Genomic DNA, 23,832 nt, shown 5'->3' with positions numbered 1-23,832 from the left:
CTTTTACCGAGCGATGTTTTAAATCGCGATATACGCGCGTTTATTTTTTAATATAATCGCAGGCCGCGTCTCCGGCGATTTTGCCGAACACTTCGATATCCGCGACCGCGTTGCCGCCCAAACGGTTTGCACCGTGAACGCCGCCGGTCACTTCTCCCGCCGCAAAGAGACCGGGAATCGCCTGACCTTTCGTGTTGAGCACTTCCGTCTTCGTATCGATTTTGATGCCGCCCATCGTGTGGTGTACGGCAGGTCCGATTTCGATCGCGTAGTACGGTCCCTTCGTCAGATCGCGCTCCAAGCCGTTCGGGTTGCGGTTGAAGTCGGCGTCTTTTTTGTTGTGCACATAATCGGCATAGGTTTTCAGCGTCTTTTCAAATTCCGCAGCAGGTATGCCGAGCTTTTGCGCAAGTTCTGCGGGCGTTGCGGCTTCGGTCAGCAAACCTTTTTTCGCATAGCCTTCGATCGCTTTCAGAGAAGCGCGCACATCCTGATCGAAGACGAGAAAAGCCGTTTTGTTCGGCTCTTTTAAAATCGCGGCTGACACGACATCGCGCGTTTCCATTTCGTTGATAAAACGCTTGCCCGTTCGGCTTACGAGGATCGCCCCGTTGCCGCGCACCGCTTCGGTGATCATGATGCCCTTGCCGGGAACGACCGTCGGATGCGTTTGGATCTGCTCCATCTGTGTAAGCGCGCCGTCGAATTTTTTGATCCATTCGAACGCGTCGCCCGTTGCGCCCGGATGATTCGTCGTGCCGAATCCCGCAAGCTTCGGATTGTATTTTACGACCATGTCGGAATTCGCACCGAAACCGCCGGTCGCGATGATGATCGCTTTCGCTTTGATTTTATAATCGCCGTTCGGAGACGTAACGGTAACACCTGCGGGTTTTCCGTTTTCCGCAAAGATGTCGGTCACTTTATTGTTGAGGCGGACATCCGCGCCCTGCTTTTGCGCCGCAGCGTATAAAAGCGGAACGAGGTGAGCGCCGATCGCAGCTCCTCCCTGCGGACGGTGAATGCGTTTGTTCGTCGCGCCGCCGAAAAGACCGACGTCGCTCAGATCCGCACCGACGATATCCGACTGCAGCCACTCTACGATCGCAGCCGAGTTGTCCACGAGCGTGTGAACGAGCGCGGGGTCGTTGAGATTTTTTCCGCCCTTCATCGTATCTTCGAAAAACTGCTCTTTCGAATCTTTAATGCCGAGCTTCTCCTGCTCTTTCGTATACGCGGCATTCAAACCGCCGGTCGCGCTGTTCGTATTGCCGCCGACGATACCCATCTTTTCAAGAACGATAACTTTTGCACCGCGGTGCGCCGCTTCCGTTGCCGCCGTAAGGCCTGCGCCGCCTGCACCGATAATGACGATATCGCACGACGTATCCGTCGCTTTTGCGGCAGTCGTCGTTTCACCCTTCGACGCTTTGATCGCAGCCTGCAGCGCCGCGATCGTCGCGTTCGACGTGATCGTCGCACCCGACATGGTATCGAGCCCTTCGACCGACTGCTTCGCAACCGCCTGATCGATAACGAATTGTTCCGCAGGCTGTGCAAAACCGGTTTCCGATTCTTTCGTCACCTTTGCACCGGTGATTTTGCCGCCCTTTACGGACAGGATCAATTCGATCGGTCCGTTGCGTCCTTCACCTTTTCCCGGCCATTCGCCGTCGACGAATTTTCCCTTTGACTTGCCTTTGGCACTCATCGCGATCGCCGCCGTCGCAGCAATGACAAACATACCGATCGCAATGCCGATAGCTTTTTTAGATTTCATACACGCTCCTCTTGCGCATGTGCGCATAATTATAGATCCGGCTTTTCAATTAATAAAAATATAACAAATTTTCGTACACAGTGCAATATTCAAAAAATCGGTCGTAAAAGGGAGGTCGTAAAGCGATATCGGAAAAACAGTCTTTCGGGCGTGCCCCTCGCTCCGCTCGGGTCGGGCTTTCCGGCGTTGCGCTGCCGCTCCATTCCTCCGCTCGCACATCGCTCGCTTCGGAACGGCTCCGCCGCGCCTCCAATCCCTCACGCAAGAGCGGAGGTGTACACAAGTTTTCGGAAAGCCGTCAACGACCGCTGTTCGAAATCGTTCCGGCATTTTCAATGCTGCCTCTAAAAAGTCGATTCCGGAAAATTTCATTTCCCCCTCTTCACACTTCCACCCGCACAACGATACCGTCGCGCCCGTTTTGCATATCGCCGATACGTGCAAGGCGTGCGTTAAAACGGAACGTATCCGGCTTGGCGGCGCGAAGGATCGCAGCCCCGGTCGCACGGATGTACCCGGCACGCTGCAACCCCGCATTGCCCAAGACTTTCGCGCAAACATCTTCCGCCGAAACGGAAATCGCATTGGCATCATGCGGATTGTACGGTTCGGCTTGTACGCTCACACGGAGCGAAGCATAGAGCTTTTTCTTTGCGTCGCGCACTTTTTGCGTGCCTCCTAAAATATCGTCGCCGATTTTTTCGGAAAGCGCATCGTCGAGAAAATCCGATCCGTCGTTCCAGCCGTAAAAGTTCGTCCCGACGATGCCGATCGTAAACACCGCTTTGCGATTTTTAAAATACCGTATAAACATCTGCTCGGGCGTTTCGTTTGCGACATCCGGTTTTAAAACATCTTTTGCCGCGCAATACAGCAAAAACCCCGTATCCGTTTTGCCTGCACCGAGCAACGCATTCGTTTTGTACAGCGCGGTAAAGGCGGCCGTATCGCTGTGCGTGCGCCCGTATAGCCACGCAAAAAGCGCTTCCGCCGCAACCGGTTTTACGATAAAGAACGTAAGCTGCGGAAACTTCATAAACAAAGCCGTCCGGCGTGCAAGCAGTTCCGCGGCAAGCAAAGAGTCGCCGCTTTCGACCGCAAGCAAAAGCGCGCCGACGTGGGTCAAAAATGCAAACGTATCGGCATCCGCGATTTCAAAATCGGGTTTAAGATACACGCGGATGTCCCTGCAAAGCGCTTCGTCCGCATACGTATACCATGCGCTCGAAAAATACGGACTCCCGTCGAGCGTCTGTCTCGCATCAAGCAGTCCGTCCGCAATGCCTTCAAGCTTTCCGCAAAAATCAAGCTGCCCCGTCCGCGTCCGATTAAAGCCCCAACAAAGGGGATCCGTTTTTCCTGCCGCCCGAACGATGACATCCGCATCGTTTCGATTTTTCAGTTCCGTCATACAAACCTCCGATCGTTGATTACAATCCCTATGAATACTCGATTCCGCCTGCCGTTGGCAATGATACGCAGCCTTTTCAAAAGCCCAATGCGGAAGTACAAGATCTCCAAACCCATGAAAAAAACAGAATAACACTGCCCAAAGCAATCAACTCACCGATGAGTCCTCCCCATGAAGCTGCTTCGGCTTCTCTTCTGAGCCGTTCTTCCTCTTCCCGCATTCTAAGCACCTGTTTATAGGCTCTTTTCGCTTCGTGAATGATATACGTATTTTCCGCATAAGTAAGACAATAGCCTTGAATACTTTCCCAAGCATAGTCCATGTTTCCGCCCGACTCATCCAGACATTCCAGCGCCGTGAAAGCCGCTCCGTCCTGAAGCATCTTTCGATTTTTCATCTGTTGTTCCGTCATACAAACCTCCGATAAAATTGCACGGCGAGTAAATCTTCGGATTTAAGAGCCGGACAATTCGTGCGCACCTTGCGCACAGTTCGATAAACGTGCCGAATCGCTACGGCACGATCATTGCCGTAACAGTGCTGTAAGAGTTTTACAAAGAAAGTATACAACAGGGGGTGTGTCAACAAATGATACAGATGAGCCGTTTTATTATTTTTTTGATTTGATCAAAACCGGTAAAAAACTAAAAAATCGCGGGCGGCGCGTTTACGCACTTGCTCCGTTCCGTCAATAGGGAACCTCGAAAAACTGCAGTTTTTCGAGGTAACTTTGAAAATGCGATGTTGTAACTCGCGATAATACAGCGAGTTACAACTCGTCAGCATCTCGAAAAAGTCGCTAAAGGTGAGTTTTTCGAGATGCCCAATACAATTTACCCATCTTCCGAACTTCCGCTTTTACCGCTTCGATAAGTTCCGGCGGATTGAGCACGGTAACGGCGCTCCCGAAGCTCATAACCCAATGAAGCGCTTCCGGCAGTTGATTCGTTTTAAATGAAAGATATACGCTGCCGTCTTTATTGTGCCGAAGGCGCTGCGTCGGGTGCCAGCTCCGCTCCAAAATATACGTGTTTATCTTTTCGTCGAACAAAAGCTCTATCTTTACCGGAGCGCCGGCGGTATTCCAAACGCCGAATTCGCTGTCGAAGTATTTTTTCGGATCAAAATCTTTCGGGCGCTCAAAACGCTCTTCCGTCGTTTTCGGATTTTTCATCCGCGAAAATGCGAATATCCTGCACTTTTTGTGTTTCAAACAATAAGCGAGCATATACCAGTTCCCTTTTTGGCAGATCACGTGATAGGGCTGGGCGAGCCGCACGCAATACGTTTTATCTCCGAGCGATTTGTATTCGAATTCGAGCGTACGCTGCATTTTCAAACTTTCGAAAACCGCATAAAAAACGCCGTTGTCTATCTGCGGCAGCGGATCGCTTATAAAGCTTAAATCGCCCGACAAAAAAAACGAATCGACGGAAACTTCTTCGGGCATGAGATTTATAATCGTATCGAAAATATTTTTCATGGACGATTCGAGCGGCGTATTTCGGTATTGCTCCAAGAGCGGAATAACCGCCGATACCGCAAACAGATCGCCTTCGGAAAGCATGACGCTCTTTATAAAAAACGTCGGATCGGTATAATAATAACCGCGCTTTTCCTCATCGTATTCAAGCGGAGCGTTGTACCGGTCGCGTAAAAAATCCATATCGCGCATAATCGTACTGCGCGACACTTCAAACTTTTTACACAGATACGATGCGTTCGGAAATTTCCCGCTGCGGATGATTTCGTCGATTTTGAGAATGCGAAAAACTTTTACTTTTTCTTCACGGTCTTTTTTCAGTTTTTTTGCCATACCATTATCAGTATAACACCGCTTTATAAAACGCGCAGAAAATATTTCCCGCGCCCGGTTTTTTCCCGTATTTTAAGTTTTCCCGCAGCAAAGCCCGATCGCGCCACTTCGGCTCTTTCTTTTAATCGGGACGAAACCTTTTTGCCGGCCGCCCTTCCGCCGCTTGCTCACGCGCGGCGTCCTCGCTCCGCTCCGGTCGCTGCCTTCGGCACGGCTCCACGGCGGCGTAGGTCGTATCGCGCAGCAGTGGAAACGGAAATTGCTGATTAAGGATACGCATACTCACAATCGCTCCTAACAGACACATCGAGATGCGTATTTTTGACACATATAGGTGCGCCAAAACGATTCAATATGTATATTTTTGACAGATTTTTTCCTCATTCGTAAAAAATTCGGCACCGCTTATCGCACGCAAAACGTAAAGCGCCCGTTCCGATGCAAAATTTCCGACAAAAAAACACCGTTTTCATCGATTATTACCGCCTCATCCGAGATAAAATCGCCGCAAACGTGATAAAATCGGCGTTTTTTACTGCTTTTACCTTTTTTTAGGCAGTTGGCATAAAAATTGCTATAAAGATAAGTGAGAGCTGCGGAATCGAAAGGATCGCAGACTGCTCGGAAACGGCTCTACAAAGCGGCTTCCGTGAATTACAAAAACATTTGGAGGTACGATAAAAAGCGTCGTCTGAAATATCGCCGTCGCTGGAGTCTAAAGCCGAAAAACGCTGAAGCGTTTTTCTTTTATCGGAGACACTCGCGATTTCTGTGCATTGCTCGAAATCGCAGCGTTCTTATCTCGAGTTTGCTGGATGTTTGCAGAAAACGTGTATATATATCGTTCCGATAAAAATCGTACGAGTACAATACACCGTATTTGCAAACTCGATTATTGAACGTGTGCGCATTTGCGCACGGCTAAAAACTTTTTCGAAAGTTGCAACTTTCTGCAAAAGTTTTTATGGAGGTTTGATATGAACGAATTGGCACTTTTCAACAGCTTTTTTAATCATGCGCTGAACGACACGATGGGCGATTTCAATTTCGGTACTTCTTTCAACGTGCCGAAAGTCGACGTAAAAGAAACGAAAGACGCGTACATGCTTGAAATGGATTTGCCCGGCATGACCGAAAAGGACGTAAACGTCGAACTCGATCACAACGTTTTGACCATCTCTTCGCATCACGAAGAGAAAAAAGAAGAGCAGAATAAAAACGCGAAAAAAGATGAAAGCAAATGGCTCATCCGCGAACGCCGCGTCAGCGAGTTCAGCCGCCGCTTTACGCTCCCCGACGATGTCAACGGCGAACAGGTTGCCGCGTCCTTTAAAAACGGAGTGCTCTCGGTAGCCATACCGCGTAAAGCGCTTTCCGCACCCAAACGCATAGCTATCACTGCCGACTGACGAAGGGTGAACGAAAAATACGGCACGAACACATCCCACGGTACACAGACAGTGCCGTATGAGTAAAGTTTTCAGAGAACACCCGCCGCGCGTTGCGCGGCGGGATTTTTTTAAAGATATGACGATACGCAACGTCAACACCGCCCGCGCTCTTGCAAAGTTTTTATGATATAATACACGCACTATGCAAACAGAAACCAAACCGAACTTCGCGTCGGACTATTTGGAAGGCGCTCATCCGACAATTTTGCAGCGCCTTGCGGAAACGAATACGGAGCAAACTTCCGGCTACGGAACGGACGAACACTGCGAACGCGCACGGAATCTTATTCGAACGGCCGCAGACTGTCCGAATGCCGCCGTTCATTTTTTTGTCGGCGGAACGCAGACGAATGCGGCGGTCATCGACGCTTTTTTGCGCCCGTACGAAGGAGTCATCGCGGCTGACACGGGACACATCGCCGTACATGAAGCGGGCGCGATCGAAGCGGGCGGCCACAAAGTGCTCACGCTCGCAGGAGAGGCGGGAAAGCTTTCGGCCGAAACGCTCAAGCGGTATCTGCGCGATTTTTATGCCGATGAAAACAGAGCGCACGCGGTTCAGCCCGGCATGGTCTATATCTCCCAGCCGACCGAATGCGGCACGCTTTATTCGAAAAAGGAACTTGCCGAAATTGCCGCCCTATGCCGCGAATATGCGCTTGCGTTTTACATCGACGGGGCGCGGCTTGCTTATGCGCTCGCCTCCCCGAAAAACGACGTAACGCTTTCCGACCTTGCGGCCGTTTCGGACGCTTTTTACATAGGCGGGACAAAATGCGGCGCTCTTTTCGGCGAAGCGCTCATCATTCCCGATAAAAACCGTTTGCCTCATTTTATAACGACGATAAAACGGCACGGCGCGCTGCTTGCAAAAGGCAGGCTTTTGGGCGTTCAATTTGAAACGCTTTTTGAAGACGATTTATACTTCCGTATCGGAAGCAACGCGATTCGCGCTGCAGACAAAATTCGCTCATTCCTCGATACCCACGGTTTCCGGCAGTATTTCGCCTCCCCGACAAATCAAATTTTTATCGTTTTGAAAAACGAAGATTACGCCCTGCTTTCTGAAAAAATCGGTCTTTCTTTTTGGGAAAAAGCGGACGAAGCGCACACCGTCGCCCGCATTGCGACAAGCTGGGCAACGACGGACGAGCAGGTCGAACGATTATTAAAAGCGCTTTCGGAACATTCGCCATGCGGAAAATCGTAACGGAAGATTTGATATACGAAATCCTTTCGGCAGTCGAAGAAATCCCCGAAGGCAAGGTCGCAAGCTACGGGCAAATCGCACGCCTCATCGGCAGGGACAAAAACGCGCGTCTTGTGGGAAAAGTGCTGAGCCGCGCCGAAAATTACGGCGACTATCCGTGCCATCGGGTCGTCAATCATTCGGGCCGCATCGCGCCGAATTTTCCCGAGCAAAAAAATCGCCTGCTGGCCGAAGGCGTTGCGTTCAAAAACGACACCTGCGTCGATCTGGAAAAGCACCGCTGGGAAATATAGAAAAACGTTTACTGTAACAGCGCAAGCGTTTTTTCGTAGATTTTCCGTTTTTCTTCAAACTTCTCCTGCAGCTTCTGACGTTCACCCTCGTCGTTACATTGCTTGAGTTTTTCGGGAAAAGCGTTTTCATCTTCAAGATACTGCTTTTTTACTATGTCGTACGGACGGTTTCCTTCTGCGTCCATAGCATTTTTATCGGCATTGAAACGGACACATAAATACCATATAACACGCGGCAAATCGTCGATATACAATTCATTGTAAGAATGGGAATCTTTGCAAACGTAAAAAAGAGCTCGCTCGACATCCGCCCCGTACCGGACGAGCATCTCTGCGTATTCCATATTGTAATATACGGCGATCGATAACGGACTATTAGTACGTCCGTTATTCGGATCGGCACCCGATTCCAACAGCAGCTCTACGAGCGCATCATTATTGCCGTACCTGATGCTTCCTTGTAAGGGGGTTGTGTGACTGTCGAGGCGCGATTGAACGGCGCGATCGATGTACCTGATGCTTTTCGGAGAAGGGGTTGCGTGACCTCTTCCGATTTTTTCGTCAGGACGCAATTCCATATCTGCGCCGAAGCGTATCAAAAGCCTTATGATTTCCATTATATCGTCGAGCTGCTTTTTCGTCAGCTTGTCACGCCGCCGCGCTATGACGCATGCGGCCGTCAAAGGAGTCGCACCGTCCCATGACACATAATTGACGGCCGCGCCTTTTTCAAGGAGACGGGCAACGCGGGATTTATCTATCCGCTCTATTGCCGGAAGCAGCGGTCCTCGAGTCGATTTGAATACTACCGCATCGACGACGGGCTGAATATTTTCATCGTAGATTATCCCGATAAAAAGAGGCATTACAAAAATTATGCCGATCACAATACATTTTACAGCTTTCTTTTTGGGTCTTTGCACCCCGCTTATTTTTTTGCGGACAGCTCGGACAAGCAATAGGATCAAACCGATAAGCACCAAAAGCAATCCGATCATACTGGGTATAAACGATATGATACATATAGTATCGCCTATCGAAAAAGAAAGCATCGTCAGCCCTTCCGTAAGACAGCGAAATCAATAAAAAACGGCATCTCCGTATGCTTCGGCAAGTTCCCGTTTATTTATTACGGACGTTCCGTAAAAAGCCCGTTTCCCGATTTCTACTTTTCTGTTCAAAAGCACAATATTTTTCAGATTTGAACACGATGAAAAAGCGAAATCCTCTATACGAATAACGCTTTTCGGAATCAATACGGATTCGAGAGAATCACAGCCGACAAACGATTTGCCGATTTTTTTTATTCCTTCCGCAAGCGTCACTTGTTTTAATTTTGAGCACCCTTGAAAAATATTGTCGGGCAATTCGTCGATGCGGGTCCGTACCGTAACGGAAACAAGATTGCCGCACTGCCGAAAAGCACCGGTTCCGATCTTTTCAACCGTTTTGGGAATGACTACCGTTTGAAGCGCAGCGCAGTTTGCAAAAGCGTTTTTCCCGATCTCCTTTATATTTTTCGGAAAAACAATCGATTTGATACCGCTTTGTCTGAATGCTCCGTCACCGATCGTCGTAACGTCGTCGGGAAGTACAACAGTCTCATCCGAGCCGTTGTATTGCGTAAGCACTCCGTTGCTGCGGATAAATTTCATATTATAAAAATTATCCGCGCGCTTACGTGCAATTTCAGCTTCCCGTTCTTTTCGCTTTTTCAATACGTCCGGCCATTGTTTATCGAAAGCTTTTAATACGGCCTTCGATTCTTCGGTTGCTTCGCATTTTTTTAATTTTGCCGCGTACGTTTCCGAATCTTCAAAATCGAAATCGGTAAAATTTTTCGAATAGCAGCGGATGATTCCCCACCATCCTTTGTAATACGTGGGATAAAAATACGAAATAGCTTCGTAATGCCACAACGCATCGTTGATTTCACCGATTTTATAATCCGCATCGGCTTTATACTCGTAATACGCAAGAAAAGAATTGTAAGTCCTATCCCAATAGAACACGTCGATGTCATCGGCGACAATGATAACGGTATTGTCCGCCGAAGCGGTGCCGATACCGAATAATACAATACAAAGTGCAAAAAAAATAATTTTTTTCATTTCATTCCTCATCGCCAGCAATTATATACCATCGTAATAAAAAAACACAACATATTAAACAAACGATTGTCATAGATATACAAACAACCGTTCGTTAGTTATCCACATTGTTGAAAGCTTGTGGATAAGTTTTTTGTTTCACGTGAAACATTTGATAAGTACGAGGAAAATTCAGGAAAGCTTCGCCGCACGCCGAAAATAACCATTCCTCTTTTATAAAATTATCCTGCCCTGTACCTGCCGAAAGCGTTGTACCGTCCGCCGTATTTTAAAAACTTTCGACCTTATATTCACCCCTAACTTTGTATTATCGTGTTTGCTTTCTCAATTGTTTCACGTGAAACATATCGGCCGAATACCGATCTGAATCTCCGACGGTCGACAGGCATCACTACTAATACATTTTATCCGTCCCACAACAGCCTTATAGCACAAATAATGTTTCACGTGAAACACTCAGTGACAGTCGCTCATAACTGCCGCTACCGCATAAAGAACAATTAATGTTTCACGTGAAACATCAAGCGGCAGGCAAGGTTTTTCCACAAGTTATGCCCATTGTTGAAAACCCTGCAAGTATTATGGTCATCCCTAGTTCACAGGTTTGCGCTGTATTTTGAATTCGCGGAAAGCGTCGGCTTTATCGGCAATACCAAAAACCCTTAAACAAAAAAAAGAGAGCCGGACCGCTTTCCGCGATCCGGCTCCTGCCTGATGACCACCCGCAACCGTATAAAATGCGCAACATCGGTTGTCCCGTATTGTCCCATTATACGACAATGCTGCATTTTTGTCAGCATATTCTTAAAAAAAATACGAAATTTCTTAAAAAAATCGACTCCGACAAAACCGTCTATTTCTTTGTATTATAACAAAATACATACGACTACGTGTTTTTTGTATCGTCTTTATCCGCTTCTTCATCGGCTACGCGGTCGATGCCGACCAGATAATCGGGTGCGTCGACTTTGACGACGGAAACCCCCGTCGAAGCAGTGCCCTGCTCTTTGATATCGCCTGCCGCAACACGGAGCGTTTTCCCTTGGCTCGTGATACACAACACTTCATCTCCGTCGGCGACGGCAAGGGCGCCGATTATTTCGCCGCGCTCTTCCGTATTGCCGTAGCACCGCTGGCCGCCGGTACCGCGTCCGTGCGATTTGAAATCTTCGGAATCGATGCGTTTGCCGAAACCTTTTTCGGTAACGAGCATGATGCTTTTACCCGCTTCCGCCCGCACGGCCGCCGCGATTTCGTCTCCTTCGGCAAGTTTCATACCGCGCGTTCCGCGGCTTGCCCGCCCCATCGGCCGCACGTCGTCTTCCGATATGCGGAGCGCTTTGCCTCTGCGTGAAACGAAAAATACGTCGTTTTTGCCGGCGGTCAAAATCGCACTGACGAGCTTGTCGCCGCCGTCGAGTTTGATCGCAATAACGCCCTTCGTCTTTGCGTTTGCAAAATCGCTGAGTGCGGTTTTTTTGACAACGCCGTTCGTCGTCGCCATGAGCACGTAATTATCTCCGCTGAATTCTTTTACCGTCACCGTCGTCGTAATCTCTTCATCGGCGGAAACGGCGAGCAGGCTTTTGATGTGCGAACCGCGGCTCATCTTCGACGCTTCGGGAATTTCGTGGACTTTTATCCAATACGCTTTTCCTTCGTTCGTAATAAACATGATGCAGTCGTGCGTCGATGCGATAAAAATCTGATTGATGTAATCGTCTTCGACGAGGTTTGCGCTGAAGCTGCCCTTGCCGCCTCTCCCCTGACTTTTGTACTGCGTCGCGGCAAGCCGCTTGATATAGCCGAGCTTTGAAACGAGGATAACGACGTCTTCCTGTTTGATCATGTCTTCGACGTTGATCTCTTCGATTTCATCCGCAACGATATCGGTGCGGCGGTCGTCGCCGTATTTTTCGGCAAGTTCATTCGTTTCCGTTTTGACAAGCGCGAGCAGCTTTTCGTGATGCGCAAGGAGATCGCGTAAGTGTGCGATAAGCGCTTCAAGTTCCGCAAGCTCTTTTTTCAAATCGTCGATTTCGAGGTGTGTGAGGCGTTTCAGCTGCATATCGACGATCGCCTGCGCCTGCACGTCATCGAAATCGAAACGCTTTTTGAGATTGTTTTTCGCTTCTTCGGTGTCGCGGCTCGCGCGGATTATTTTGATCACTTCGTCGATATTGTTTATCGCAACGATAAGCGCCTGCAAAATATGCTCGCGCGCGAGCGCTTTGTTGAGTTCGAACTGCGTACGGCGCGTGACGACCTGATCGCGGTGTTCGACAAAGTGCTGTACAAGCTGCTTGAGCGTGAGGATCTGCGGCCGCCCGCCGACGAGCGCGAGGTTGATGACGCCGAAATTCGATTGAAGCGCCGTCTTCGTAAACAGCTGATTCAATACGATTTTCGTAATCGCGCCCCGCTTCAAATCGATAACGATCCTCATACCGGTGCGGTCGGAACTTTCGTCGTTTATGCCGGTTATGCCGTCGATATCTTTGTTGCGCGCGAGTTCGCCGATGCGTTCGCACAGCACTTTCGTATTTACACCGTAGGGCACTTCCGTAAAGATAATCGACTCTCGGCCGCCTTTTGCCGTTTCGATATTGAACCGGCCGCGTACGATTATTTTGCCGCGGCCCGTTTTATACGCCTGTTTGATGCCGCCTCTCCCGAAAATAATGCCGCCGGTCGGAAAATCGGGACCGCGCACGATTTTGCTCAATTCTTCTATCGTTATGTCGGGATTGTCGATATAGGCCGATACGGCCGACGCGATTTCACGGAGATTGTGCGGCGGCATATTCGTCGCCATACCGACTGCGATGCCGGACGCACCGTTTACGAGCAGATACGGCAGTTTCGACGGGAGGACGGTCGGCTCTTTTGCCGTTTCGTCGAAGTTCGGAACAAAATCGACCGTATCTTTGTCTATATCCGCGACCATCTCTTCGGCAAGCTTTGCCATCTTCGCTTCGGTATAGCGGTATGCGGCAGCGGGGTCTCCGGCAATCGTACCGAAGTTTCCCTGCGGCGTGATCACCGGATAGCGCAGATAAAAATCCTGACCCAAGTGAACGATCGCGTCGTAGACGGAAGCATCTCCGTGCGGGTGGAATTTACCGAGCACGTCTCCGACGATTTTCGCGCACTTTCTCGTCGCACCGCTGCTTCGAAGACCAAGTTCGTCCATCGCGTACAATATGCGGCGGTGAACGGGTTTTAATCCGTCGCGGACGTCGGGGAGCGCACGGCTCGTGATGACCGACATCGAATAATCGATATACGCCTGTTTGACTTCCGCATCGATAGGAATCGGTATCAGCGTACCGCCTTCCGGTGTTTGTATCTCTTCCATAATTGCAATCCTTATTGATTTTATCGGGTCATTATGCTTGCGTTTTGCCGCCGAAAGCACGAGCTGCGAGCGATCGAGCCGGCGGATAACAAGCGCAAAACGTCAAACGTCCAAATTGGCGTAAACGGCGTTTTCTTCGATAAACTTGCGGCGCGGTTCAACCGCTTCTCCCATGCACACGCTGAACATTTTGTCGGCGGCGACGACATCGGGAATCGTCACGCGCTTCATTTTACGCCTCGCGGGATCCATCGTCGTTTCCCACAGCTGCGTACCGTCCATTTCGCCGAGACCTTTGTAGCGCTGAACGGAAGCCTTTGCCGCATTGTCGCCGAGCTGCTTCAAAACTTCGGCTTTTTCGTTGTCGTCGTATACGTACCATTCTTTTTTATTCCAGCTCACTTTGTACAGCGGCGGCATCGCAAGATACACATAACCGTCTTCGATGATCTGCGGCATATAGCGGAAAAAGAACGTCAACAGCAGCGTGCGGATATGCGAACCGTCGACATCGGCATCGGCCATGATGATTATCTTGTGATAGCGGAGCTTCGATATGTCGAAATCTTTACCGATCCCGGCGCCCAAAGACGCGATAACCGGTTCGAGTTTGTCGTTGTTGATCACTTTATCGATCCGCGTCTTTTCGACGTTGAGCATTTTGCCCCACAGCGGAAGGATGGCCTGCCGCTTCGAATCGCGGCCTTTTTTGGCCGAACCGCCTGCAGAATCGCCCTCAACGATGTACACTTCGCATTCGGCGGGATCTTTCGACGAACAATCGGAAAGTTTGCCCGGAAGACCGAAACTGTCGAGACCGCTTTTACGCCTCGTCGCTTCTTTTGCCCGCCGAGCCGCGATCCGCGCGCTCGCTTCACCGACCGCTTTTTCGAGGATCTTTTCCAAATCCTGCGGATGCTGTTCGAAAAAGAGCGTCAATTTTTCTTTGATGAGGGAATCGACGATCGTGCGCACTTCACTGTTGCCGAGCTTCGTTTTCGTCTGCCCTTCAAACTGCGGTTCGGGCACTTTAAGCGACAAAACGGCGGTGATGCCCGCGCGGACGTCTTCGCCGGTGAGCTTTTCGTCCATCTTTTTGGAAAGTTTTTGATTCGCTTCCAAAAATTTATTGAGTACGAAAGTCAGCGCGATTTTAAAGCCGTCGAGGTGTGTTCCGCCTTCGACCGTATTGATATCGTTGACGTAAGTGTAAATCGTTTCGTTATAGCCGTCGTTGTATTGGAGCGCGAGTTCGGTCATAATGCCGTTGTCTTCGCCTTCGATAAACGCCGGTTCCGCCGGAATGACGTTTTTCCCTTCGTTGAGATAGTTTACGAATTGGCGGATGCCGCCGTCGAATTTAAAGACGACCTCTTTCGGCGTTTCGAGCCGCTCGTCGCGGAATACGATCGTAATGCCGCTGTTCAAAAACGCGAGTTCGCGCAGGCGCTTTGCAAGGACGTCGAAATCGTATGTCGTCGTTTCGGTAAAAATCGTTTTGTCGGCTTTCCAGCGTATCTGCGTGCCATGGCGGTCGATCGGCCCGATTTCCTGCACTTTCGTCTTGGGTACACCGATTTCGTACCGCTGAAACCAGCGTTTGCCGTCGGAATCGATCGTCGCTTCCATCCATGAGGAAAGCGCGTTGACGCAGCTGACGCCGACGCCGTGAAGACCGCCGGAAACTTTGTATGCGCCTTTGTCGAATTTGCCGCCGGCGTGCAGACGCGTTAAAACGAGTTCCAGTGCGCTCACGTGCTCCGTCGGGTGCATACCGACGGGAATACCGCGCCCGTTGTCTTCGACGCGTACGATATCGTCTTTTTCGAGGGCAACGATGATCCGGTCACAAAAACCCGCCATCGCTTCGTCGATACTGTTGTCTACGACTTCATATACGAGATGATGAAGCCCCTGCGGACCGGTCGAACCGATATACATACCCGGCCGTTTGCGCACCGCTTCGAGACCTTTTAAAACTTGAATGCTGCCCGCTGAATAATGTTCCGGTGATTGACTCATGCTTTACCTTTGATGATTTTCAGTATATTTGTATATATTATAGAAAAAATTGATACTTCACTATAGCAAAAAAAGGGAAAAAAGTAAAGAACGAGCGATTTCGAGCAGTGCGGAGAAATCGCGAGTGTCTCCTATCACAAAGCGCGCATAAACGTCGCGCTTTGTGTCCTTATAAGGAATTGCAGTCGGCTTTCATACTTTTTATTACATCCGAACGGATGAAGTATGAAAGCCTCCGCACGGATAACAGAAAAACGGCTTGCCCGTTTTTCGACTCCAGACTTAAAAGAGCAAATCCGAGCAGTGCGCAGGATTTGTGAGTGTCTCCTATGCCTCGCGTTTCGCCTTTTTTATTTTATTATACGCTTCTTTCTTGAGAGCGGCCGATTATTTTAATTTGTAATTATCGAAACCAATTACCAATTAATTAATCGCTTCCACCTCTTCTTTGGAAAGGCCGGTAGCTTGCATTATCTTTTGAACGGAATCGCCGAGCTGTTTCAGTATCTTCGCCGTTTCAAGAGCTTTTTGACGGGAACCGTCGGAAAGACCTTGTTGTATTCCCTGCTGTATGTCCTCTTCCCGGGCATCCATTTCAAACCCCGACATAAAGCGGTATTCCTGCCGCGCCTGTTCGTTCTTGAGCTTAGCGGATAAACGAAAATGGCGTATAAAACCGGCAACGGACGAAGTGCCGAACTCGAGACATTTTGGCTCATTCATAAAAAAAACCGCCCCAAGCCGGAGCTTTGTCAGGCTTGAGAGCGACCGATTCAATTGTTAATTTGTAATCAAATAGGGACAGGGCGACACCCCCGTTCAGGGCAGGGGTTTCTCCCTGCCCCTATAACCCCATCCTTCTTCCTCGCACTGCTAAAGGGGATACTCCTTTGGAATCCCCAAACCGGAGGTTTGGGCGGTGTTCAATTATCACCCCTTATTCCTGCGCCGTAACGCAAATGCCGCGCGCTTCGCCTTTTTCGGTGCCGAGTTTGTGTTCGGTAACGCTAAGGTCTGCTGCAATGTGCCACCACACAGGCTTGTACTTGTTGTCGGTATCCTCATAAAAACCTGCGGCATACAGGTCATCGCGGCCGGCGCACAGTGCAAGAGAAGCGCTGTAAACGGTTGAAAGTTCTTTGTGAAGCGACGCATTTGTCCCTTCGATTTTCCATACGGCAGCTTTACCGTCCGTAGTCTGTCCTGCAGCGTAGACGGCGCCGTTACACACGCACAGGGCATAGACCCCTTTGGCTCCGGAAACGGTAATCGGGGTAACGGTCGTGCCGTCTACTTTCCACAGGTTTCCTGCGGCAACATAGACCGAAGGGCCCGCCGTGCACAGGCCGTACGTCATACCGAGAGGAGTCTCCTGGCCTGTCAGTCCCAATGGCAGTTCGCTCACCGTGCCCGCATCGGGCTTTGTCCATAAAAAGATGGTGGTTTTGTAGGTAATCTTGTCCTCTTTAAAACCCGCCGCATACAGTTTGCCGCTTCCGGTACACAAAGCTTCAGCTCTCGATCTGTTTACCGCGTCGGTTTGTTTGTATAAAAAGGTTACGGCAGGGTTGCCTGTGTCGCTGATGTCGGTAATGCTTGGACCTTTATCGGTGCCGTCATACGTATAGCCTGCAACGAATGTCTTTCCGTTATAAAAGGCGATGTCATACGCATAAGTGTAGCTGTTCATGCCGATCCAGTGCGGGCCGCCGTCTTTTTTCCACACGCGCGGACTGGCAACGCCGCTGTCAACTTCCTCACCTGCAATGTATACGTCCTTTCCCCGGGAACGCACCGCATGCGGATATACCTTGACAGTGGGGCCGGGTGCGTCCGCTCTGAGTTCCGTAGTTATGCCGTTTATCCACACATAGGCTCTGTCGTCGCTTCTTCCGCTTACGTACACGTCGACGGGGGCGGTTTTAAAGTGCACGGCGATGTTTGCATCCGCCGTTACAGTATGGCTGTACGTTGCATTTGTTTCTCCCGCGATGTCGCTGCCGCCGTTCGTCCATTTTTCCACCGCGTAGCCGAGAGCGGCCTCTGCGTTAAAGACAACGGTTTTGCTTTTTTCCACTTGCGCAGGCGAGATGATTTCGACGCCCTCAACTTCGGCTTTGAGCGTGCCGCCCGTGCCGCTTACACCGAAGCTGACCGTGCACATAGTCGGCGGCGCGCTTGTAAGCTTAAACTTTACCGTTACGGTTGCCGGCTGCACTACTTTTATCTTTGCGCTCGTGCTCTCGCTTACTCCGGTTCCTTCTTCAAAGGGACCCGGACTTACCGTCCAAAAGTCAACGTTGTGCGTTGCGGGATTGTCCGGTGTTGCGGTAAACTCGACGATTTTGCCCTGCTCCACCGTATCGCCCGTGTGGATTTCGCGGCCGTCAACTTCCGCTTTGATCGTGCCGTTGCCGCCTTCTACGCTGAACGTTACGGCGTGTTTGGGCAGGGGCGGCGTGCTGCCTCCCGAATCGCTGCCGTTCGAGCAGCCTGTAAAAACGAGCGCTGCGGCAAAAAGCAAAACGCCGGCCGCTATCGGTACTTTTTTTAAAAGGGCTTTACCGAGCTCCCCCCCCCCTATACAGATGTACAGGGTTCATCTTGTTTACACTCATCATAAACCTCCTCTGAAAACTTTTGCAGGATGCACGACTTCCGATGTCGAACACTTCCACTATCTTATGATTATTATAACATATTTAATCGCTTTTCACAACTTTTATTAATTATTAATTCAGGGCGAGCGCGCCGAATCGGAGATGTGACGAATTGTTGCCGCGCGAGACGGCTCATCTTACAGTTGTTCGATTTCCACTTCGGTGAGACCGGTAATCTTGCAAATGTCTTCAAGCGGATAGTGCATAGCAAGCATGGTTTTTGCCGTTTCAAGCGCTTTTTGATGTAAGCCTTCGGAAAGGCCTTTCGCTTCGCCTTCTTGTAACGCTTCTTCCCGTTGTACGGCAACGTCCACATCGTAATCGTATTCGGCAATTAACATGTTCATCACCTCCTTTGACTTCCGCTGTAAGTATTCCCGTAAGATGTCGTTTTGTATGCACTCTTTGATCGCGTTCTGAAAGCCGTTTTCGCTGTCGAGCTTCGTGTGTCTTCGTACGGCATCTACGAACAGCGTGTATTCTTTCAGCGGTTTACACGTATGTAAGATTTCACTCCCCTTATTATAATTGATATTCGTCACGCTGACAACGACTTCGAGAGAGGATTTTTCGGGCATCGTCATAAAGGCATCGGAAAGTCGGAGCGTTGCTTTTTCAGAGTAATCTTCTTCTCCGTTATAGAACACGTAAAATTCGGGCGTCGGAATCTTTTTCAGACGTCTCAGATAACGGTCGCGAGGGTTTTGGATACGTTCGTAGAGACGGGCTGCGTACTGTAAAAAGCGCAACGGCATGTTCGCGTTGACAGTCGATTGGTGCTCAACCAATACGATGATTTTTCCGTCGACGAGGCAGGCGACATCGTTGCGGAAAGCCATATACATGACCTGTTCGAGCCGCAGCGGTTCGAGTTCCGTCGATGTATCAAGCTCTGTCCTATGCAATGCGTTGTAAAGAGCGAGAAAGTTCGCCTTTGCGTTTTTGTCTTCGCCGAAGAAGTCGACAAAGACGGAATCTTTATACCGACGATTATACTTTGCCATAAAATACCTCCGGGATAACCGCACCGGAAATGGGTACTTAGAAAAGAAGCGTATACTTACATAAAAAAGGCGGAACGCGAGGCAGCGGAACTGCCGCCGAGCCGCTCAGACCGATGGCAAGCAATCTCTTTGTAAAAAGAGATTGCGCAGTCCGATTCCGATTACGGTCTGCCGCGGCGGACGGCAGGGCTGCTGCCGGGAGTGCAGCCGATTTTTTATGTTATACGCTATTTTTTAGGAATACAATTTTCGGTGCGGTTATCCTGATAATACTTCACTAAATATATATCGCAGAAATGTTGCGATTTCGGAGTTTTTTGAAGCAATTTTGGAGAAGGCGCTACGGAACCGCCGTTCGGGGCAGTTACGGTTATTTTCATAAAAACCGCGTAATTTGTTAATTTACGGGCGATATATAGGTCAGCGGCTTTCCTTGCCGCACTATCTCAACAATCGAAGGTGCAGCTATGGAATATACCCATAAACCCGTCGACGAACTCTCCTTTACCGATGACTTTATGTTCGGCACGGTCATGAAGAATAAAGTTATATGTAAGGGTGTATTAGAGCGCCTTTTGCATATCAAAGTCGGTAAAATCGAATATCCCTCTCTGCAAAAAACGATCACTCCGTTTTACGAAAGCAAGGGCATACGCCTCGACGTCTACGTTTCCGACTCGGAGCGTGTCTTCGATATCGAAATACAAACATCGATTCCACCTTCTCTTCCCAAACGCACGCGCTATTATCAAAGTCTTATGGATGTCGATAACCTCCTGCGCGGACATAATTATGCCGAATTAAAAGAAAGCTACGTCATCTTTATCTGTACGCAGGATCCCTTCGGCAAAAGCTTACCTGTGTATACATTCCGCAGCGTGTGCAGTGAGGACGGCACTCTTTTTCTTGATGACAAAAGCGTTAAGGTGTTTTATAATGTGGGTGCCTACGGTAAAGAAGATGAACCTGAATTGAGCGCATTGTTGGAGTATCTTTGCGAGAGGCGGGCGACGAGCGGTTTTACACAGCGGATCGATGAGCTTGTCGAAAAAGCGAAACGGAACGAAAAGTTCAGGAGCTGGTATATGTCGTTGAATATTTGGAAAGATGATTTACTAAGAGAGGGTTCACAGCTGGGTGAAAAGATCGGCTTTGAGCGGGGAATACGCAAAGGCAGAAGAGACGGACTCTTACAAGGTCAACGCGACGGTATTGCCGCGGGAGCTTATCAAAAAGCACGGGAAACGGCGAAGCTGATGGCTGAACGCAAGTACCCGCTCTCTGAGATTCGCCTTATGACCGGCCTCTCGGAAGCGGAAATCGAAAATTTGTGAGTGTCTCCTATCACAAAGCGTACATAAACGCCGCGCTTTATGTCCTCATAAGGAATCGCAGTCGGCTTGTATACCTTTTGTCGCATTCGAAAAGATGAAGTATAAAAACCTACACCCGGCCGGAGCGGTGCCGCAGGCAGCCACCGGAGCGAGCGCAGGCGAGTGAGGAGGCCGAGCGTGAGTGAGCCGCGAAGGGCGGGTTCTTCCGACCGGCTCCGTCCGATTAAAAACTTGCGACGTTTTTATTTTACATAGGGTATGTAGTCACCGTAGCCTTCTTTTTCCATGTCGGCATAGGGGATAAACTTGAGAGAAGCTCCGTTTATGCAGTAACGAAGTCCGCCCGCATCTTCCGGCCCGTCGTCGAACACGTGTCCCAAATGAGAGTCCCCCGTTCGGGAATGCACTTCAGTGCGCAGCATGCCGAGACTCGTGTCTTTTTCGTAGCCGACGGCATCGGTCGTTATGGGTTTCGTAAAACTCGGCCAACCGCAGCCTGCGTCGTATTTGTCGGTTGAAGAAAAAAGCGGCTTTCCCGTTACGACGTCGACGTAGATCCCTTTTTCATCGAAAGCGTCGTATTCGCTCGTATAGGGGCGTTCGGTCGCTTGTCGCTGCGTTACGTCGTATTGCAGCGGAGAAAGCTTTTTTTTGAGCGCGTCTTTTGTCGGTACTGCAAAACGGCTTTCATCGTACAGCGGTTTTTCCGCGAGGTGCAAATCGATGTGGCAATAGCCGCCGGGATTTTTATCGAGATATTTTTGATGATAGTCTTCGGCGCGGATAAAATTTTTTAACGCTCCCGTTTCAATAGCGAGCGGTTCGGAATATTTTTTTTGCATAAAATCCAAAAATGCCTGCACGTCTTTTTCGTCCGCAGCATCGGTATAGTAAATGCCGGTGCGGTATTGGCGGCCTCTGTCGTTTCCCTGCCGATTGACGGAAGTCGGATCGATGATCCTGAAATAATGCGCAAGTAATTCTTCCAGCGTAATCGTCGTAGGATCGTAGACGATGCGGACGGTTTCCGCGTGATCGGTTTCGGATAATTCGTAATACGAAGTTTTGTCGGTTTTTCCGTTTGCGTATCCCGTTTCGGTGAGCACGACGCCGGGAAGCCGTTCGAAATAGGCTTCGACGCCCCAAAAACAGCCGCCTGCAAGGTAGATTTCTTTTTCGTGTTTCATCGTTTTACCGCCTAATGTTACATTGTTTTGAGCATTTTTCAAAACAGTTCGTTCCTGCGATTTTGCACAAGACGCACACAATACAAAGGCACATAAAAATGCGACAATCGTTTTAATACATTGTAATCGTTTCATATTTATACCTCAATCTATTTTATAAATAATAACATGGAATAATAGTTACAGTCGACAGAGTAACCGTAGCAAAAATGTGTACACGGAAAACAAGCTTATAAATGAAACAAAAAAGGCGGAACGCGAGGCAGCGGAACTGCCGCCGAGCCGCTCAGACCGATGGCAAGCAAACTTTTTTGATAAAAAAGTTTGTGCAGTCCGATTCTTATTACGGTCTGCCGCGGCACTTGCAACGAGCGCGAAGCGCGAAGTTCCCCGCGCAAACGGCAGGGCTGCTGCCGGGAGTGTAGCCAATTTTTACATTATATGCCATTTTTTAGAGAACACACTTTCCGGTGCGGTTATTCTAATGCGTTTTAAAAATTGACAGATATGAGAACTTTCGTTTATAATTGATTTCTATGCCCAATAATAACTATCGCGAAGTTTGGTTCTATGCGATGGATCAAATTCACGAAGAATATAAAAATGCAGGTCCTCAGCAGGAAACGGAATTCAAGCTCTGGTTCAATATGCAATATATTGAAGATACCGACAATACGATAACCGTGTCAGTTCCGTCCGAATTTTTGTGGCAGACGATGCTCAAAAAAGGCAATATCGATAAAATTGCAAAAAAAATAGAATCGCTGACGGGTCAAAAAAATATCAAGCTGCAGCACATCGTAAGCAATGAAAATATTGCCGAAAAAGGAACTGCACAAAATACCGCTCCGCAAAAAAAGAACGACGAAAAAACCGCTTCTCCGGCATCTCAAAAAAAACATCCGCAGCTGAACGAAGCTTTTACATTTGAAACCTTTATACCCGGAGAAGACAACAGCTTTGCATACAATGCGGCGCTTGCAGCGGCAAAATATCCGGGAAAAAAGTTCAATCCGCTTTTGCTTTACGGCGGTGTCGGGCTCGGAAAAACGCATCTCATGCAGTCAATCGGAAATTATCTTTTTCATCGAGATGAAAAATTGAAAATCTGCTATATTTCGGCGGAATCGTTTGCGAACGAATTCATCTGGTCGATCGGCTTGAAAGCAAAAGCGATGGATAAATTCAAATCAAAATACAGAAACCTCGACGTGCTGCTCATAGACGATATTCACTTTTTGCAGGGAAAGGAAAAAGTACAGGAAGAATTGTTTTACACGTTCAATGCGCTTCGCGATAAAAATTCGCAGCTCGTATTTACGTGCGACCGTCCGGTTAAAGAGCTGAAAGTATTTAACGAACGTCTGCAAAGCCGCTTGTCGAACGGATTCAGCATCGATTTAAAATTGCCGTCGTATGAAACGCGGCGTGCGATTTTATTAAATAAATTGAAATTGCTCGATAAACAAATTCCCGAAGACGTCATCGACTATATCGCAAAAAATATCGAAACGAACGTGCGCGATTTGGAGTCGGCTTTGACGAAGATGACGGGCTATGCGGAATTGATTCAAAAACCGGTTACGATCGAAGTGGCGCAACAGCAGCTGCGCGATATTTTTTCGAGTCCGTCGGCCGGAACGATTTCCATCGAAACGATCCAAAAAGTCGTCGCCGATCTGTATACGATTTCAGTCGCGGATTTGAAAAGCAAAAAGCGCGATCAAAAATACGTGATCCCGCGACAAATAGCCATGTACATCGCACGCGAGCTCACCGAATATTCGTTTACGGAAGTCGGTAACGAATTCGGCGGGCGTGATCATTCGACGGTCATGCATTCATACGATAAAATCTCGTCGGAGATAAAAATCGATTCGTCGCTGGAAGCAAGAATTCAACTTTTGATGAGGGAAATCAAAGATTACAAAAAGTGAATAATGTGCTATAATGTTGTGGAAAAAACACAAAAAAAGGTATACAATGTGGAAAAGTGTATAATATGTGGACAGAGGGCAGCAAGTTATATACGGCGTAAATCCCGATTATACAATTAAATACGTGAGATTTCCACAATTTGCCCGACCTTACTATTATTATGACTAAATTTATATATATATATTATAAATTTAAGAAGCGACATTGTGTTAATAAAAACGACTTATTGCAAAAAAAACAATAATTTTGTGATAATC

The 23,832-nt window shown here is 48.9% G+C and carries 16 protein-coding genes and 1 pseudogene; 5 read left to right on the top strand and 12 right to left on the bottom strand.

Features of this window, described 5'->3' with window-relative positions; translation table 11 throughout:
* Positions 1-40 precede the first annotated feature (40 nt).
* The 4 genes from JSQ97_RS07285 to JSQ97_RS07270 all read right to left on the bottom strand — a co-directional run bounded on the left by JSQ97_RS07285 (position 41) and on the right by JSQ97_RS07270 (position 5,007).
* Positions 41-1,780 carry a flavocytochrome c gene (locus JSQ97_RS07285; protein ID WP_205075446.1) on the bottom strand — a complete coding sequence of 580 codons (1,740 nt, stop codon included), beginning with the start codon at positions 1,778-1,780 and terminating at the stop codon, positions 41-43.
* 382 nt (positions 1,781-2,162) lie between these two features.
* Entirely contained in the window at positions 2,163-3,191 is a 1,029-nt protein-coding gene (locus tag JSQ97_RS07280; protein WP_205075445.1) for a hypothetical protein, read from the bottom strand.
* A 76-nt stretch (positions 3,192-3,267) separates the two neighbouring features.
* Positions 3,268-3,603 (bottom strand): hypothetical protein, encoded by a 336-nt coding sequence (locus JSQ97_RS07275; RefSeq protein ID WP_187384131.1) that lies wholly within the window; start codon positions 3,601-3,603, stop codon positions 3,268-3,270.
* Positions 3,604-3,990: 387 nt separating this feature from the next.
* On the bottom strand, positions 3,991-5,007 hold the full coding sequence (locus JSQ97_RS07270) for a helix-turn-helix transcriptional regulator (protein WP_205075444.1): 1,017 nt from the start codon (positions 5,005-5,007) through the stop codon (positions 3,991-3,993).
* Between the two features lie 977 nt (positions 5,008-5,984).
* Here JSQ97_RS07270 and JSQ97_RS07265 point away from each other — a divergent pair.
* The 3 genes from JSQ97_RS07265 to JSQ97_RS07255 all read left to right on the top strand — a co-directional run bounded on the left by JSQ97_RS07265 (position 5,985) and on the right by JSQ97_RS07255 (position 7,961).
* Positions 5,985-6,416: an Hsp20/alpha crystallin family protein gene (locus tag JSQ97_RS07265; protein WP_205075443.1), complete on the top strand. Its 432-nt coding sequence runs from the start codon at positions 5,985-5,987 to the stop codon at positions 6,414-6,416.
* A gap of 184 nt (positions 6,417-6,600) precedes the next feature.
* Positions 6,601-7,668 (top strand): threonine aldolase family protein, encoded by a 1,068-nt coding sequence (locus tag JSQ97_RS07260; RefSeq protein ID WP_205075442.1) that lies wholly within the window; start codon positions 6,601-6,603, stop codon positions 7,666-7,668.
* Entirely contained in the window at positions 7,653-7,961 is a 309-nt protein-coding gene (locus JSQ97_RS07255; protein WP_205075441.1) for an MGMT family protein, read from the top strand. The genes JSQ97_RS07260 and JSQ97_RS07255 overlap by 16 nt, the downstream gene beginning before the upstream one ends.
* Positions 7,962-7,969: 8 nt before the next feature.
* On the opposite strand, the gene JSQ97_RS07250 is transcribed toward JSQ97_RS07255, so the two are convergent.
* The 7 genes and pseudogenes from JSQ97_RS07250 to JSQ97_RS07220 form a co-directional block, all read right to left on the bottom strand.
* Positions 7,970-8,827: an ankyrin repeat domain-containing protein gene (locus JSQ97_RS07250; protein WP_205075440.1), complete on the bottom strand. Its 858-nt coding sequence runs from the start codon at positions 8,825-8,827 to the stop codon at positions 7,970-7,972.
* A 213-nt stretch (positions 8,828-9,040) separates the two neighbouring features.
* The gene (locus JSQ97_RS07245) at positions 9,041-10,072 is read right to left on the bottom strand and encodes a leucine-rich repeat domain-containing protein (protein ID WP_205075439.1); all 1,032 of its coding nucleotides are present in this window, start codon (positions 10,070-10,072) and stop codon (positions 9,041-9,043) included.
* An 886-nt stretch (positions 10,073-10,958) separates the two neighbouring features.
* Positions 10,959-13,430, bottom strand: a complete 2,472-nt coding sequence (gene gyrA / locus JSQ97_RS07240; protein ID WP_205075438.1) for a DNA topoisomerase (ATP-hydrolyzing) subunit A — start codon at positions 13,428-13,430, stop codon at positions 10,959-10,961.
* A gap of 102 nt (positions 13,431-13,532) precedes the next feature.
* On the bottom strand, positions 13,533-15,452 hold the full coding sequence (gyrB, locus tag JSQ97_RS07235) for a DNA topoisomerase (ATP-hydrolyzing) subunit B (RefSeq protein ID WP_205075437.1): 1,920 nt from the start codon (positions 15,450-15,452) through the stop codon (positions 13,533-13,535).
* A 423-nt stretch (positions 15,453-15,875) separates the two neighbouring features.
* A pseudogene (locus tag JSQ97_RS07230) lies at positions 15,876-16,097 on the bottom strand (hypothetical protein); the annotation flags it as partial.
* A gap of 292 nt (positions 16,098-16,389) precedes the next feature.
* The gene (locus JSQ97_RS07225) at positions 16,390-17,976 is read right to left on the bottom strand and encodes an InlB B-repeat-containing protein (protein WP_239447019.1); all 1,587 of its coding nucleotides are present in this window, start codon (positions 17,974-17,976) and stop codon (positions 16,390-16,392) included.
* Positions 17,977-18,249: 273 nt separating this feature from the next.
* Positions 18,250-19,116 (bottom strand): Rpn family recombination-promoting nuclease/putative transposase, encoded by an 867-nt coding sequence (locus tag JSQ97_RS07220; protein WP_205075436.1) that lies wholly within the window; start codon positions 19,114-19,116, stop codon positions 18,250-18,252.
* A gap of 467 nt (positions 19,117-19,583) precedes the next feature.
* On the opposite strand from JSQ97_RS07220, the gene JSQ97_RS07215 reads away from it, so the two are divergent.
* Entirely contained in the window at positions 19,584-20,450 is an 867-nt protein-coding gene (locus JSQ97_RS07215; RefSeq protein ID WP_205075435.1) for an Rpn family recombination-promoting nuclease/putative transposase, read from the top strand.
* 242 nt (positions 20,451-20,692) lie between these two features.
* Here JSQ97_RS07215 and msrB read toward each other — a convergent pair whose 3' ends face one another.
* Positions 20,693-21,772 carry a peptide-methionine (R)-S-oxide reductase MsrB gene (msrB, locus tag JSQ97_RS07210; RefSeq protein WP_205075434.1) on the bottom strand — a complete coding sequence of 360 codons (1,080 nt, stop codon included), beginning with the start codon at positions 21,770-21,772 and terminating at the stop codon, positions 20,693-20,695.
* 401 nt (positions 21,773-22,173) lie between these two features.
* On the opposite strand from msrB, the gene dnaA reads away from it, so the two are divergent.
* Positions 22,174-23,574, top strand: coding sequence for a chromosomal replication initiator protein DnaA (gene dnaA / locus JSQ97_RS07205; RefSeq protein ID WP_205075433.1), 1,401 nt, complete (start codon positions 22,174-22,176; stop codon positions 23,572-23,574).
* The last annotated feature ends 258 nt before the right edge of the window (positions 23,575-23,832 follow it).

Source organism: Treponema sp. Marseille-Q4523 (assembly GCF_016901105.1).
In the GTDB taxonomy this organism is placed as follows: Bacteria; Spirochaetota; Spirochaetia; order Treponematales; family Treponemataceae; genus Treponema_D.
This window is presented reverse-complemented; position numbering and strand designations above follow the sequence as displayed.